This window comes from Pseudomonas sp. Xaverov 83, assembly GCF_019352905.1.
Lineage (GTDB): Bacteria > Pseudomonadota > Gammaproteobacteria > Pseudomonadales > Pseudomonadaceae > Aquipseudomonas > Aquipseudomonas yamanorum.
In genome coordinates this window covers 88,690-104,206 of sequence record NZ_JAAAFU010000083.1, presented here as the reverse complement: position 1 = coordinate 104,206, position 15,517 = coordinate 88,690, and the positions used below count along the sequence as shown (strand labels likewise).

Below are 15,517 nucleotides of genomic sequence, written 5' to 3'. Positions count from 1 at the left end.
CTGGAAAGGGAAGTTCTGCAGATTCACCGTGACCTCTCGATCATGGCCATTACCCCTGGCGAATTGACTCGCCATAACATGTGAGGAAAAACAATGAAAAGCTTGAAAACCCTCGTTTGTGTAGGTTCGTTTGCGTTGTGCTTCGGCGCAGCTTCGATGGCCAATGCGGCCTATACCATTGCTCCGGCGGGTTCGCCCTTCGCAACTACCGGCAGCATTACTGTGAAGTCGCCGGCGTCGCTGCAACAGCCTGTAACTTGCAATATTGCGTTTTCCGGCCAAGTGGCGGCTGATGGTACCTACGCTCAGATCAACAGTGCGACCGTCAATGGCAGCAACCCTCTGTGCGGTGTTCCAAAACTGCTGAACCTGCCATGGAAACTGCAAGTGACCGCCGGTGCCAACCCAAGTTACACCGGTACCGTGTCGGTGAACTTCTCGGTTGTCTCTAACTGTGCATCGGCCGCCGTGCCAATTGCAGTGACCTGGAACAACGGCTCCAACCTCCTGAGTATTGCGACACAACAGGCAGTTGGGTCTTGCACCATCACCGCTCTGACTGCAACACCGAACCCAGCATTCGTCATTTCGCCATAAGTACTGCTCCGCGCAAGACGTGATGATCACACGTTGAAATAAACAGGTGCCTCGTCAGAGGCACCTGTCGAGGTAAGCCCGATCGGGGTTAACGCCCGTGATGGAAAAAATAATAAGGAGTGGAGCATGAATAATAAGAAACAACAGGCTCAAGCGTTTCTCGGCCTGGCATTGTTGGGCGGGCTCATGGCCGCGGCAGGGTCGGTCCAGGCCGGCGGCTTCGCGACTCCGACCTATGGTGCCCAAGGCTGGGGCCGTGCCTTCGGGGGTGGCTCGCTGTTTCAGAACGATCCATCCGCGGCGTTCAACAACCCGGCGGCCATGGCCTTTATTGATCGTAACGTCGCCGAGCTCACCGTCAACTATGCGCGGATCAACATCAAATACAAAGGCACCGAAAAGGACTACGCCGGCAATGCGCCGCAGCTGGTAGACCCGGATACGCTGGCCGGCACGCCCAATGACAACAAAGGCGGGCAGGGCGGCTTCACCGCTTGGGTACCGACCGGATTTGCGGTGATGCCGATTGGCGATCGCTTCGCCTTTGGTCTGAGCCAGGTGGTTCCCATGGGTGCACGTACTACATGGGATTCCGACTGGATTGGACGAGATTTTGCCGTCGACACGCGCATTGAAACCGTTGGCCTGACGGGCGCGCTGTCGTTCAAGGTGAATGATCAGTTTTCCATTGGCGGCGGTGCAATTGTTCAGCACACCAAAGGCTTCGTCAGCCAGAACATAGACTTGTATTCCGCGGCGGCCGTGTCTCCGATCGGACTTCAGTTTCCTTCCGGCGTAGGCCATTCGCTGATTCGCGTCAAGGTGGACAATACCTCCGTCGGCTGGTTTGGCGGCCTGGCCTGGAAGCCTACAGACAAAGATACCTTGGGCCTTGCCTACCACGCCAAGATCAAGAACAAGCTGGAGGGCAAATACAATATCTACGCTGACCCCTTGAGCCAGTCGCTGATCGAGGGCGGTCTCCCAGGCCTTGCCTACCCAGGTCTGGACCTGAAGCTCAACGGTGCCAACGCCAGCACACAACTTGATGTCCCGGCCAACGCCACCATCGACTGGGTTCACCAGTTCAGTGATCGTTTCAGCCTGGGTGCCAGTGTCATGTGGACCCAATGGTCGTCATTCAAAGCGCTGACCTTGAAGTCTGACGGCAACCAGATTGTGTCGATTCCTTATAACTACAAGGACGCCTGGATGGTCTCCCTCGGCGGTGACTATAAACTCACCAACGATCTCACTGTGCGCGCCGGTGTGGCCACGGACCAGACGCCAACCCGTAACTCCACCCGTGACCCACGCATTCCGGATGGTGACCGGATCTTCACATCCCTGGGCTTTGGCTACAAAGTTCGTGCAATTCCGGGGTTGGGTATCGACGGTTCCTACTCCCACCAATTCGTGGAAAAAGCCAAGCTGCAAACCCACAACCAGGATCGTCTGGGGGCAGCCACCCTGGATGGCAAGGCGGACGCCTATGGGGACGTAGTCAGTATGGCGATCTCCTACGAGTTCTGATCCACCGTTGTGGCGTGTGTCGGTGTCAGCCTGCAGTCAGCGCATCTTTCTGCACATCTCACACTGGTATTGCATCGACGGGTCGCCCACGCGACCCGTTCCGATCCCTTTTTCACTGACCTGAAAGGCTGATTCACTCAGCCGCTATTTTTTTGCCCAAGCATTAAATAAAAATTTCAAAACAAAATTTGAATTTATCTTTTCAAGTTTGTAGTGTGGCTTTACGTCACAGGTCATTCCGATCTGCTCGGGCGTTGGCCGTACCCTGAATTGAGTAGAGGTATCCCCATGGTTATCTGGTTATTGGCGGGACTCGCAGCAGCGATTGCCCTGGCGTATCGACAAGCCGCTGCCACCCTCTGGCTGGGTGCCGGCCTGGTCTGGCTGGCGGTCGGTTACCTGTTCAACGTGGTCGCCGGTTTCGGCGTCAGTGTGGTGGCAGTGCTGGTGGTATTGCCCGCGCTGCTGCTGACGATCAAACCCCTGCGCCGCGCGCTGTTGACCAGCAAGGCCCTGGGCCTTTTCCGCAGCATCATGCCGGCGATGTCCGACACCGAGCGCGCCGCCATCGAATCCGGCACCGTGTGGTGGGACGCCGAGCTGTTCAGCGGCAAACCGCGCTGGGAGCGCCTGCTGCAAGCCGCACCTGCCAGCCTCAGCGCTGAAGAACAGGCTTTCCTCGACAACGAAGTAGAGACCCTGTGCGACATGTCCAACGACTGGGAAACCACCCAGGTCTGGCAAGACATGTCCCCCGAAGGCTGGCAGTACACCAAGGATGCCGGCTTCCTCGGCATGATCATTCCCAAGCAGTACGGCGGCAAAGGCTTCTCCCACTATGCGCATTCGCAAGTGGTGATGAAGCTCTCGACCCGTTGCTCGGCGGCGGCGATTTCGGTGATGGTGCCCAACTCCCTGGGCCCGGCAGAACTGCTGCTGCACTACGGCACCGACGCCCAGCGCAACTATTACCTGCCACGCCTGGCCCGTGGCGAAGACATCCCGTGCTTTGCCCTGACCAGCCCGTATGCCGGCTCCGACGCCGGGGCGATTCCAGACCTGGGCATCGTCTGCAAGGGCCTGCACGAAGGTGAGGAAGTGCTGGGTTTCCGCGTGACCTGGGACAAGCGCTACATCACCCTCGGCCCAATCGCCACGGTGCTCGGCCTGGCATTTCGTGCTGAAGATCCTGAGGGTTTGCTCGGCCAGCCCGGCTCCCTGGGTATCACCTGTGCGTTGATCCCGACCACCCATCCGGGGGTGAACAGCGGCCGGCGTCACTGGCCACTCAACGCCGTGTTCCAAAACGGCCCAACCACCGGCAAGGATGTATTTATCCCGCTGGAATGGGTAATCGGTGGCCGCGAACAAGTCGGCAATGGCTGGCGCATGTTGATGGAATGCCTGGCGGCTGGCCGGGCGATTTCGCTGCCGTCGGCCAACGTCGGCCTGGGCAAGGTGGCCGTACGCGGCACCACCGCTTATGCGGCGATGCGCAAACAATTCGGCCTGCCCATCGGCAAGTTCGAAGGCGTGCAAGCGCCCCTGGCACGCATGGCCGGGCATCTGTATGCCTGCGACGCAGTGCGCAAGGTCTCGGTGGCGTCGCTGGATGCCGGTGAAAAGCCGTCGGTGATCTCGGCCATCGCCAAATACCACGTTACCGAGCGGGCGCGGATCATCGTCAACGACGGCATGGACATTGTGGCCGGCAAGGGCATCTGCATGGGGCCCAATAACTTCCTCGCCCGGGCTTACCAGCAAAGCCCCATCGCCATCACGGTGGAAGGCGCGAACATCATGACCCGCTGCCTGATCATCTACGGCCAGGGCCTGATTCGTTGCCATCCCTATGTGTTCCGCGAGATGGAAGCGGCGCGCAACACCGACCGGCGCAAGGCCCTGGTGGATTTCGACAGCGCGATGTTCGGGCATCTGAGCTTTGTGCTGGCCAATACCGTACGTGCAGCGGTGCATTCGCTGACGGGCGGGCGGTTGATTTCCGTGCCTGGCAAAACCGATCCGGCGCTGGCGTCCTACTACCGCCAGGCCAATCGGTTGTCGGTGGTACTGGCGTTGATCTCGGACATTTCCATGGGCGTGCTGGGTGGTGCCCTCAAGCGCAAGGAAAGTATCACCGGGCGGCTGGGAGACATTCTGTCCCAGCTGTACATCCTGTCCTGCGTGCTCAAGCGCTTTGAAGATGATGGCCGGCCCCAGGCAGATTTGCCGCTGGTGCATTGGGCGGCCCAGGACGCGTTGCTGCGCGCCCATGAAGCCCTGGCTGAAGTGCTCGACAACTATCCGTCGAAAGCCGCAGCGACGGTGGTGCGTGGCTTGAGCTTTCCGTTTGGCATTCCACTGCGCAAACCGTCGGATCGCCTGCTGGCGCAAGTGGCGGAACTGGTGCAAGCGCCGGGGGAAACCCGTGACCGCTTGCTGGGCAATTCCTACATCCCGCGGCCGGAAATCGACAAGCTGGCTTATGGCGAACTGGGCTTCCGCCTGTTGCCACAGGTGGAACTGATCGAGGCGCGGCTCAAGGGCGCGATCAAGCAAGGCCTGATCGAACCGATGCCGATTTCCGGTACTGCGTTTACCCCGTGGCGGGTCAAGGCACGGGCGTTGGACCTGATCAGCGACGACGAAGACAGCTTGCTGGCGCGCTATGTGGAATACGGCGATCACGCGATCCAGGTTGACGACTTCCCGCAGGACTTCGGCTTGCTGGAAGCCTTGCAACAGCGCCAACAGGCGCTGGAACAGGCCGCCAAACCGACCGCCAGGCGCCGCGCCAATCAAAGCGAAAACGCGCCGGTCAACTGATTGGAACTGGAGGAACACGGTCAATGTGGGAGCTGGCTTGCCTGCGATAGCGTTGGTTCAGTGCCAGATGTGTTGGCTGACACACCGCAATCACAGGCAAGCCAGCTCCCACAGGATCGGGTTTCCATGGCAACACCGTGTTGTGAGTGAATTTATCCATGAGTGATAGCTACCTCTCGTTCGTCAATTCCCCTTGGGGCCGCTGGCTGGCCCAGACTGCGGGCCTGCCGCAACCCCTGGCGCTGCAACGCCATCGCAGCGGCCAACAAGGCCTGGCCAACCCGGTGATCGTGGCCGGGGCAGGGCGCCTGGCTGCTGAGATCCAGCGCATCTTCAGTGCTACCGACACGGTGCCCGCCACCGCCGCGACCCTCAAGGCGCCCTCTACAGTCAAGGTCCAGGGCGCGGTGTTCGACGCCAGCGCCATCGCCGACCTCAAGCAACTGGACGAGCTCTACGCATTCTTCCACACCAACGCCAAGCGCCTGGGCCAACACGCCCGGGTGGTGGTGCTGGGCACCGCGCCTGAGCTGTGCAAGGACTTGCCGCAGGCCATCGCTCAACGCGCCCTTGAAGGGTTGGTGCGCTCACTGGCCAAGGAGCTGCGCCGGGCGATCACCGTGCAGTTGATCTACGTCGCACCGGGTGCCGAAGGTGCGCTGGAAAGCAGCCTGCGGTTCTTCCTGTCGCGGCGCTCGGCCTATGTCTCGGGGCAGGTGGTACGCCTTGAGAAACCGGTCGACACCCAAGCCGAAATCAATTGGGACAAACCCCTCGGCGGCCGCCGTGCCCTGGTCACCGGCGCATCCCGTGGTATCGGCCTGGCAATCGCTCAGGTGCTGGCCCGTGACGGTGCGCAGGTGGTCTGCGTGGATGTGCCCCAGGCCCAGGAAACATTGCAACAAGCGGCCAGCAGTGTCGGTGGTACGGCACTGGCGCTGGACATCACCGCCACCGACGCTACGCAGCAGTTGCAAGCCCATGTCAGCCAACACGGCGCATTCGACGTGGTGGTGCACAACGCCGGGATCACCCGCGACAAGACCATCGCCAAGATGACCGAAGCGGCGTGGCGCAGCGTACTGGCGGTCAACCTGGAAGCGCCGCTGCACCTGAGCATTGCCTTGCTGGAAAGCCAAGGCCTGAACCCGGGTGGGCGGATCGTGTGTGTCTCGTCGATTTCCGGCATTGCCGGCAACCTCGGGCAAAGCAATTACGCCACGTCCAAGGCCGGTGTGATCGGCCTGGTCCAAGGCCTGGCACCGCAAGCGGCGGCGCAGCAAGTGACCGTGAATGCGGTGGCCCCTGGTTTTATCGAAACCCAGATGACCGCGAAGATCCCGCTGATGATTCGCGAAGCGGGGCGGCGGATGAATTCCATGTCCCAGGGCGGGCAACCCATCGACGTGGCGGAAACCATCGCCTGGCTGGCGCATCCGGCTTCCGGCGGGGTCAATGGCCAGGTGGTGCGGGTCTGCGGCCAAAGCCTGTTGGGAGCCTGACCTATGGACTATGTGACGCAGATTATTGACCCCCCGCCATCACGTTCGCGGCTGCTGCTGGACGGGGTCCTGGCCCTGCGCAAACCCAAGGTGGAAGGGGCGCCGACGTTACCGAAAGACCGCCTGGTGCGTTCGGCCGTTGAGCTGTCTGCCCAGGGAATTGCGGCCTACGGGCGGGCCTGCGGTTTCCGCCGCGAGCAAGGCGTGCCGCTGTCCTATCCCCATGTGCTGGCGTTCCCGCTGCACCTGATGCTGCTGACCCGGCCGAGCTTCCCGTACCCGGCCAGCGGCATGGTGCATTTGGCCAATCGCATCCGCCAGCATCAACGGCTCGAGGAGGGCCAGGCCCTGCGGCTCGAAGTGTATTGCGAGCGCTGGGTGGCCCATCCCAAGGGCCAGGCCTTGAGCATCGCCACCCGTGCCTACAGTGCGGGCACCCTGGTGTGGGAGAGCGACAGCCTGTACCTGCGGCGTGACGTTAAAACCCCGGTCGGCGAACCGTGGGACGACGTGCTGCCGTTGCAGGAAGAAGGTTTGCTGCGTACCCAACGCTGGGTGCTGCCGGCCGACCTGGGGCGGCGTTTCGCCAAGGTCTCGGGGGATTTCAATCCGATTCATACCTCGGTGATCGGCGCCAAACTCTTCGGCTTTCGCCGGGCCATCGCCCATGGCATGTGGACCCTTGGCCGCGCACTGGCCGCCCAGCAACCGCCGGGTGGATTGGACCAGGCCGAAGCCCACTGCGACTTCAAGTTGCCGATCTTCCTGCCCGGCCAGGTCGCCTTGTGGAACGTCCCGCCAACCGGCCCGCGCCGTGAGTTTGAAGTGCGTAATTTCGCCGGTGACAAACCCCATATGCGTGGGCTGTTTATCTGGAATGAGAACCCTCGATGAGTGACTACAGCTTCAACCCGGCCCCGACCCGCCGCGTGGCGATTATCGGCGGCAACCGCATTCCGTTCGCCCGTTCCAATACGGTGTATGCCCAGGACAGCAACCAGGATTTGCTGGTCGCCGCCCTGCAAGGCCTGGTGGATCGCTACAACCTTCACGGCCTGCGCCTGGGCGAGTTTGCCGCCGGTGCGGTGATCAAGCATTCCCGGGATTTCAACCTGGCCCGGGAAAGCCTGCTGTCCACCACGCTCTCTCCCGAAACCCCGGCCTACGACCTGCAACAAGCCTGCGGCACGGGCCTGGAGGCGGCGTTGCTGGTGGCGAACAAGATCGCCCTCGGGCAGATCGAAGTGGGCATTGCCGGCGGTTCCGACACCACCTCCGACGCGCCCATCGGCATCAACGAGTCCCTGCGCCGCACGTTGCTTTCAGCCAACCGCGCCAAAGGCACCGGCGCCAAGTTGAAGGCCTTGATGGGTGTGCGTCCGTCGATGTTCTTCAAGCCGCTGCTGCCGCGCAATGGCGAACCGCGTACTGGCCTGTCCATGGGTGAACACTGTGAAGAAATGGCCAAGCGTTGGCAGATCAAGCGCCTGGCCCAGGACGAACTGACCCTCACCAGCCACCAACGGTTGGACGCGGCCTACAAGCAGGGTTTCTTCGACGATTTGATCAGCCCGTATCGCGGCCTGGCCCGGGACAACAACCTGCGGGCCGACACCAGCCTGGAGAAACTCGCCGGCCTGTCCCCGGCCTACGACCGCCAGAACGGCACGCTCACCGCCGGCAACTCCACGCCCCTGACCGATGGCGCCTCGGTGGTGCTGCTGGCCAGCGAGGAATGGGCCGCCGAACGTGGCTTGCCGGTTTTGGCTTATTTGCGAACCGGTGAAACCGCAGCGGTGAATTTCGTCGACGGCACCGAAGGCCTGCTGATGGCCCCGACCTACGCCGTGCCACGCATGCTCAAGCGTGAAGGTCTGACGTTTGCCGACTTCGACCTGTTCGAGATCCACGAAGCCTTCGCCGCCCAGGTGCTGTGCACCCTCAAGGCCTGGGAAGACCCGGACTATTGCCGCGACCGCCTGGGCCTCGAGGCGCCGCTGGGCAGCATCGACCGCGCCAAAATGAACGTCAACGGCGGCTCCCTCGGCTGCGGTCACCCGTTCGCCGCCACCGGTGGCCGGCAGCTCGCGGCACTGGCCAAGGCCATCCACCAGCGGGGCGGCGGCCGAGGCTTGATTTCGATCTGCGCGGCGGGTGGGTTGGGCATTACCGCTATCGTCGAAAAGTAGTTCCCACCATAAAAACAACAAGGAGACTGCCATGAACGCTGTAAGCCTGGAACAGACCGAACGCCTCTGGTTGAACGCTTACCTGCCCGGCGTACCGGCAGACATCGACGCAGGCATCGAGGACTATCCGTCGTTGCGCGAAGTGTTCCTGGAGCACCTGCACAAATTCAGTGAACGCGTAGCCTACGTCAGCATCGGCACCGAGATGACCTATGCCGACTGGGAGGTGCAGGGCATCGCCTTTGCCGCGTGGCTGCAAGCCCAGGGCGTGAAGAAGGGCGACCGGGTGGCGCTGATGATGCCCAACTGCTTGCAGTACCCGATCTGCCTGCTGGGCACGATCCTCGCGGGCGCCGTGGTGGTCAACGTCAACCCGCTGTACACCGCCCGGGAGCTGCAGCATTTGCTCAAGGACAGCGGAGCGGAGACCCTTGTGATCTTCGAAAACTTCGCCCACACCCTGGAGAAGGTGGTCGCGGCCAGCACCGTCAAACGTGTGGTGATTGCCGCCATCGGCGATCTGCTGGGCACCTTCAAGGGCGCGGCGATGAACTTCATCCTGCGCAGCGTGCAAAAGCAGGTCCCGCGCTTCAATCTGCCGGGCGCCGTACGCTTCAACCAGGTATTGAAACAGGGGCGCGGCCAGACCCATTTGGCCGTGCCGATGAACCGCGAAGACCTCGCCTTCTTGCAATACACCGGCGGCACCACCGGCGACGCCAAGGGCGTGATGCTCAGCCATCGCAACATCATCGCCAACCTGTTGCAGGCCAAGGCGTGGGTGGGTGATCAGTTGGACCAGAACCAGCAGGAAACCAACGTCACGCTGCTGCCGCTGTACCACATCTTTTCCCTGACGGTGAACTGCCTGATGTTCATGTGCCTGGGCGGGCGCAACATCCTGATCGCCAACCCGCGGGACGTGAAACGGGTGCAGATGATCCTGCGCAAGGAGCGTTTCAACGGGATTGCCGGGGTGAACACGCTGTTCAATGGCCTGCTGGAAAACAAGGAATTCTGCGCCCGGGACTTTTCCGACCTGCGCATGGTGATTGCCGGCGGCATGGCCACCCACACCGCCGTGGCCAAGCGCTGGAAGGAAGTCACCGGCTTGCCGATCATCGAAGGCTACGGCCTCACCGAGTGCTCGCCGGTGGTGAGCATCAGCCCCATCGACATCTCACGCATGCGCGAGATGGAATTTACCGGCAGCATCGGCGTGCCGCTGCCGTCGACCTGGGTGCGGTTTGTTCGTGAGGACGGTGAACTGGCGGAGCTGGGCGAGCAGGGTGAACTGCAGGTACGCGGGCCGCAGGTGATGCAGGGTTACTGGAAACGCCCGGCGGAAACCGCCGAGGTGCTGGATGCCGAAGGGTGGCTGTCTACCGGGGACATCGGGGTGATGAATGAGCAGGGCTTCATTCGCCTGGTGGACCGCAAGAAAGACATGATCCTGGTGTCCGGGTTTAACGTGTACCCCAACGAAATTGAAGACGTGGTGGCGTTGCATCCCGGCGTGGCGGAAGTGGCGGCGATTGGCGTGGAGGATGGCGTGACCGGCGAGCGGGTGAAAATCATCGTGGTGCGTAAGGACCCGAGTTTGACCCAGGAACAGATTCTGGCCCATTGCCGGGAATACCTGACGGGGTACAAGGTGCCGCGGTTTGTGGAGTTTCGTACGCAGGAGTTGCCCAAGACGACGGTGGGCAAGGTGCTGCGCCGGGCACTGCGCTAAGCCCGAGTGAACGCGGTCAAAAATGTGGGAGCTGGCTTGCTCGCGAATGCGGTCTGTCAGTCAACATCTCCATCGACTGTTCCACCGCATTCGCGAGCAAGCCCGCTCCCACATTTGATCTTTGGTGGCTGAAAGGTCGCCGTCAGTCGTCGAACCCCACCTGCTCATGAATCTCATCGACCTTCAATTCCAGCCGATACGCCACGGCAATAAACAACGCCTGGCACAGGCACAGCGTCGCACTCAGTGATCTGAACGCAAACGACGAGCCCTCATTCACCAGCAACACCGTGCTCGCCCGCTTGGCCAGGGGCGACAGGTTGCTGTCCGTAATAATCAACGTCTTGGCCTGATGGTGCTGGGCAATCCGCAGGCAGTGCTGGGTTTCCTTGCCATAGGGAGTAAAGCTGATGGCAATCACCAAGTCATTCGCCCGCACACTGCGCATCTGCTCGCGATAACTGCCGCCCAGCCCCGACACCAAATGAATCCGCTTGTTGGTGTGCTGCAGGTTGTACACCAGGTAATCCGCCACGGCGAACGAACGGCGCACGCCCACCACGTAGATATTGTCGGCATTCACCACCAGGTCCACGGCCTTTTCAAACGCCGCGTCATCCAGCTCTAGCCCCAGGCGCTCGATGCCGGACAGCGTGGCGTTCACACATTCGCGCGCCAAGTCGCCGCCGCTGGCTTTCTGCGACTTGTTGGCGATCATGCTGCGGATGCGTTGCTGGTAGTTCTGCACCGGCGTGGTCTTGTGGGTGTAGGCCTCGCGGAACAGCGCCTGCATTTCACTGAAGCCACTGAACCCGAAACGCTGGGAAAACCGCACGATGGCCGACGGGTGCACTTCGCATTCACGGGCGATGTCGCTGATGCGGTCGACCATGATCCGGTCGCTCTGCTGGCTCATGTAGCTGGCGATGCGCTTGAGCTGGCGCGGCAGGCTCTCGTATTCATCGGTGATCAGCTGCAACAACCGCTCGGCGTTCAGCGGCGGGCTGGCGAGTGCGTCTTCCGGGGCGCTCTGGGACATAGGGAATCCTTCTGGCTTGTTCTTATAGGGCGCGTTCAGTCGCCCCTGACAATAAGTCGATGTGCGCAAGTCTACAGGGTAGGCGCAAAAAAATACCTCGGCATCCCGCCCCACGGTACGGCTGAAACGATGCACCGTGGCTGGAACACGCCGATGATGGCGTATTGGAAAATATATTCCACGAAAAATATTTATAGAATAAATATTGATTGGCGCCGCCAGACGTTCTAGTCTGCTTGCACCAAGAGCGTATGCCGCCACCACGACGGCACACGCAGGCTGATAAAAATAACAGGAGCCAGCATGGGCCAGACTCGTTTTGCCAGTGGGCGTCAATTGGATCTGATTTGCCTGGGACGCCTGGGCGTCGACCTTTACGCACAACAAGTGGGTGCACGGCTGGAGGATGTCTCAAGCTTCGCCAAGTACCTCGGCGGTTCCTCCGCCAACATCGCGTTCGGCACCGCGCGGCTGGGGCTCAAGTCCGCGATGTTGAGCCGGGTGGGGGACGACCATATGGGGCGTTTCCTGCTGGAGTCCCTGGCCCGTGAAGGTTGCGATGTCAGCGGCATCAAGGTCGACCCGGAACGCCTCACCGCTCTGGTGCTGCTGGGCCTCAAGGACCGCGAAACCTTTCCCCTGGTGTTCTACCGCGAGAACTGCGCCGACATGGCCCTGCGCGCCGAAGACATCAGCGAAGCCTTCATTGCCTCCAGCAAGGCGCTGCTGATCACCGGCACTCACTTCTCCACCGACGGCGTGTACAAGGCCAGCATCCAGGCCCTGGACTACGCCGAGCAGCACAACGTCAAACGCGTGCTCGACATCGACTACCGCCCGGTACTCTGGGGCCTGGCCGGCAAGGCCGACGGTGAAACGCGGTTTGTCGCCGACCAGAATGTCAGCCAGCACGTGCAGAAAATCCTCCCGCGCTTCGATCTGATCGTCGGTACTGAAGAAGAATTCCTGATTGCTGGTGGCAGCGAAGATTTGCTCACGGCACTGCGCACGGTACGTGGCCTGACTTGCGCAACCCTGGTGGTCAAGCTCGGCCCGCAGGGCTGCACGGTGATCCACGGTGACATCCCGGCCCGCCTCGAAGACGGCGCCATCTACCCTGGCGTGCGGGTGGAAGTGCTCAACGTCCTGGGCGCCGGTGATGCCTTCATGTCCGGCTTCCTCAGTGGCTGGCTTGAAGACGCCAGCGACGAGCGCTGCTGCCAGTTGGCGAATGCCTGCGGCGGCCTGGTGGTGTCGCGCCACGCCTGCGCACCGGCGATGCCGACCCGTGCCGAACTCGATTACCTGTTCAACAGCCCGGTGCCGATTACCCGTCCGGATCAGGACGCGGTGCTGCAACGACTGCACCAGGTCAGTGTGCCGCGCAAAGTCTGGAAGCAGCTGTTTGTCTTTGCCTTCGACCACCGCTGGCAGTTGGTGGAACTCGCCCAAAAAGGCGGCCAGGACCCGGCGCGCATCAGCGCCCTCAAGCAACTGTTTATCCAGGCCGTGGAACGGGTTGAAAGCAAACTGGCGGAGCAGGGCGTCGAAGCCGATGTGGGGGTTCTGGCTGACCAACGCTTCGGCCAGGACGCGCTGAACGCTGCCAGCGGTCGTGGCTGGTGGATCGCCCGTCCGGTGGAAGTCCAGAACTCACGGCCGCTGGCCTTTGAACACGGCCGCTCGGTGGGCAGCAACCTGATTGCCTGGCCGCAGGAGCAAATCATCAAGTGCCTGGTGCAGTTCCATCCTGACGACGAGCCGCTGCTGCGCCTCGAACAGGAAGCACAACTCAAGAGCCTGTACCAGGCATCCCTGGTCAGCGGGCATGAGTTGCTGCTGGAAATCGTGCCGCCCAAGGACCATCCGTCCACCTATCCCGACGTGCTCTACCGCAGCCTCAAGCGCCTGTACAACCTGGGCATCTACCCGGCGTGGTGGAAGATTGAGGCGCAGTCGGCCGCAGACTGGAAAAAGCTCGACGAACTGATCCAGGAACGCGACCCCTACTGCCGGGGCGTGGTGCTGCTGGGCCTGAATGCTTCCGCCGAATGCCTGGCCGATGGCTTCCAGCAAGCCAGCCAGAGCCAGACCTGCCGCGGTTTCGCCGTGGGCCGCACGATTTTCCAGGAGCCAAGCCGTGCCTGGCTGGCGGGGGAGATCGACGATGAGGGGTTGATTCAACAAGCCCAAGGCATATTCGAACAACTGATCAATGCCTGGCGCAGTGCTCGAAGTTAAACCCCGGTCGTTGAATTGGAATGCAATCAAATGTGGGAGCTGGCTTGCCTGCGATGGCATCACCTCGGTACACCTGTTAGACCGAGTCGCCCGCATCGCAGGCAAGCCAGCTCCCACATAAAGCAGATCTCAGGTCACTCTGAAAAACAATAATAGGTGCAGCCATGCCCGCTATCCGAATTGGCATCAACCCGATCTCCTGGAGCAACGACGACCTGCCGGCCCTGGGCGGCGAAACGCCGTTGAGCACGGCCCTCAGCGAAGGCAAGGACATCGGCTACGAAGGTTTCGAACTCAACGGTAAATTCCCCAAGGACGCCAAGGGCGTCGGTGATGTGTTGCGCCCGTATGACCTGGCACTGGTCTCCGGCTGGTACTCCAGCCGCCTGGCCCGGCGCTCGGTGGCGGAAGAAATCGAGGCCATCGCCAGCCATGTCGAACTGCTGCGCGAAAATGGCGCCAGCGTGTTGGTGTACGGCGAAGTCGCCGACTCGATCCAGGGTTCACCGGTGCGCCTGATGGAACGCCCGCGTTTCCACAGCGAACAGGCCTGGCAGGAATACGCCGACAAACTCACCGAGCTGGCGCGCTTCACCCTGTCCCAAGGCGTGCGCCTGGCGTACCACCACCATATGGGCGCCTACGTCGAATCCCCGGACGACATCGACCAACTGATGCGCCGCACCGGCCCGGAAGTCGGTCTGCTGTTCGACTCGGGCCACTGCTACATGGGCGGCGGCGAACCCATCGAGGTGCTGCGCAAACACATCGACCGCATCTGCCACGTGCACTTCAAGGACGTGCGCAAGCCGGTGGTGCAACTGGCGCGCAACCAGATGTGGAGCTTCCCGGACTGCATCGTCAACGGCACCTTCACCGTGCCCGGCGACGGTGATATCGACTTCGCCGCATTGCTGGACGTGCTGCTGGCCGCCAATTACAAGGGCTGGCTGGTGGTGGAGGCGGAACAGGATCCTGCCGTGGCGCCGAGCTACATCTATGCGAAGAAAGGCTACGACACGCTGCGCGCGCTTCTCAGTGAGAGGGTTGGACAATGAGCCTGTTGGTCAAAAGCAGCAAACGCGGGCAAACCATGGTCGCCCTGGAAGAAGGGCTCCTGGAATACGTGGGGTTTGCCGCCTACCGCCTGAGCCTGGGCGAAACCCTGCCCGTGACGGCCGGTGATAAAGAGCTGTGCCTGGTGCTGCTCAGCGGCCGGGTGACGATTCAGGGCGAAGGCTTCAACTGGGAAAACCTCGGTGATCGCCACTCGGTCTTCGAAGACAAATCTCCCTTTGCCGCCTACCTGCCACCGGGCACCGACGCCCAGGTCACCGCGTTGAGCGACGTACAAATCGCCGTCTGCGCCGCTCCCGGCTCTACCGACGCCGGCCTGGCCCCCCGCCTGATCCGCCCCGAGCAATGCAAGCGCAGCGTACGCGGCAAGGGCGCCAACACCCGCTACGTGTGCGACATCCTGCCCGACAGCGAGCCTGCCCATTCGCTGCTGGTGGTGGAAGTGCGTACGCCCTCCGGTCACTCGTCGAGCTACCCGCCCCACAAGCACGACACCGACGACTTGCCGCACCAGAGCTTTCTCGAAGAAACCTATTACCACCAGATCAACCCGCCCCAGGGCTTTGTGTTCCAGCGGGTCTACACCGACGACCGCAGCATCGACCAGGCCATGGCCGTGGAAAACAGCGACCTGGTGGTGGTGCCCAAGGGGTATCACCCGGTCAGCGTGCCGTATGGCTACGAGTCTTACTACCTGAACGTGATGGCCGGCCCCAAGCGCGCCTGGCACTTCCATAACGACCCGCAGCACAGCTGGCTGCTGGATCTTTAAGCACTT

Annotated in this window: 11 protein-coding genes; 10 read left to right on the top strand and 1 reads right to left on the bottom strand. The window is 61.8% G+C overall.

Annotation, left to right across the window (positions count from 1 at the left end; translation table 11 throughout):
* The first annotated feature begins 93 nt into the window (after positions 1-93).
* The 7 genes from praB (at position 94) to K0H47_RS27755 (ending at position 10,382) form a co-directional block, all read left to right on the top strand.
* A complete protein-coding gene (gene praB, locus K0H47_RS27785) occupies positions 94-597 on the top strand; it encodes an alkane oxidation protein activator PraB (RefSeq protein WP_017479887.1) in 504 nt (167 codons plus the stop codon).
* Positions 598-723: 126 nt separating this feature from the next.
* Entirely contained in the window at positions 724-2,130 is a 1,407-nt protein-coding gene (locus K0H47_RS27780; RefSeq protein WP_017479888.1) for an outer membrane protein transport protein, read from the top strand.
* A gap of 288 nt (positions 2,131-2,418) precedes the next feature.
* Entirely contained in the window at positions 2,419-4,956 is a 2,538-nt protein-coding gene (locus K0H47_RS27775) for an acyl-CoA dehydrogenase (protein ID WP_219273951.1), read from the top strand.
* 158 nt (positions 4,957-5,114) lie between these two features.
* Positions 5,115-6,458, top strand: a complete 1,344-nt coding sequence (locus K0H47_RS27770) for a 3-oxoacyl-ACP reductase (RefSeq protein ID WP_219273950.1) — start codon at positions 5,115-5,117, stop codon at positions 6,456-6,458.
* 3 nt (positions 6,459-6,461) lie between these two features.
* Positions 6,462-7,352 carry a MaoC/PaaZ C-terminal domain-containing protein gene (locus tag K0H47_RS27765; RefSeq protein WP_219273949.1) on the top strand — a complete coding sequence of 297 codons (891 nt, stop codon included), beginning with the start codon at positions 6,462-6,464 and terminating at the stop codon, positions 7,350-7,352.
* Complete coding sequence (locus tag K0H47_RS27760; protein ID WP_219273948.1) at positions 7,349-8,647, top strand: acetyl-CoA C-acetyltransferase; 1,299 nt, start codon at positions 7,349-7,351, stop codon at positions 8,645-8,647. The genes K0H47_RS27765 and K0H47_RS27760 overlap by 4 nt, the downstream gene beginning before the upstream one ends.
* A gap of 31 nt (positions 8,648-8,678) precedes the next feature.
* Complete coding sequence (locus tag K0H47_RS27755) at positions 8,679-10,382, top strand: AMP-binding protein (protein ID WP_219273947.1); 1,704 nt, start codon at positions 8,679-8,681, stop codon at positions 10,380-10,382.
* Between the two features lie 142 nt (positions 10,383-10,524).
* Here the strand turns inward: K0H47_RS27755 and K0H47_RS27750 are convergent, their stop codons facing one another.
* Positions 10,525-11,421, bottom strand: a complete 897-nt coding sequence (locus K0H47_RS27750) for a MurR/RpiR family transcriptional regulator (protein ID WP_177070964.1) — start codon at positions 11,419-11,421, stop codon at positions 10,525-10,527.
* A gap of 303 nt (positions 11,422-11,724) precedes the next feature.
* Here K0H47_RS27750 and iolC point away from each other — a divergent pair, with 303 nt between their 5' ends.
* From iolC to iolB, 3 genes are all read left to right on the top strand, one after another.
* Positions 11,725-13,662 (top strand): 5-dehydro-2-deoxygluconokinase, encoded by a 1,938-nt coding sequence (gene iolC, locus K0H47_RS27745; RefSeq protein WP_093209078.1) that lies wholly within the window; start codon positions 11,725-11,727, stop codon positions 13,660-13,662.
* A 164-nt stretch (positions 13,663-13,826) separates the two neighbouring features.
* The gene (iolE, locus tag K0H47_RS27740; RefSeq protein WP_063029358.1) at positions 13,827-14,720 is read left to right on the top strand and encodes a myo-inosose-2 dehydratase; all 894 of its coding nucleotides are present in this window, start codon (positions 13,827-13,829) and stop codon (positions 14,718-14,720) included.
* The gene (gene iolB / locus K0H47_RS27735; RefSeq protein ID WP_177070965.1) at positions 14,717-15,511 is read left to right on the top strand and encodes a 5-deoxy-glucuronate isomerase; all 795 of its coding nucleotides are present in this window, start codon (positions 14,717-14,719) and stop codon (positions 15,509-15,511) included. The genes iolE and iolB overlap by 4 nt, the downstream gene beginning before the upstream one ends.
* Positions 15,512-15,517 lie beyond the last annotated feature (6 nt).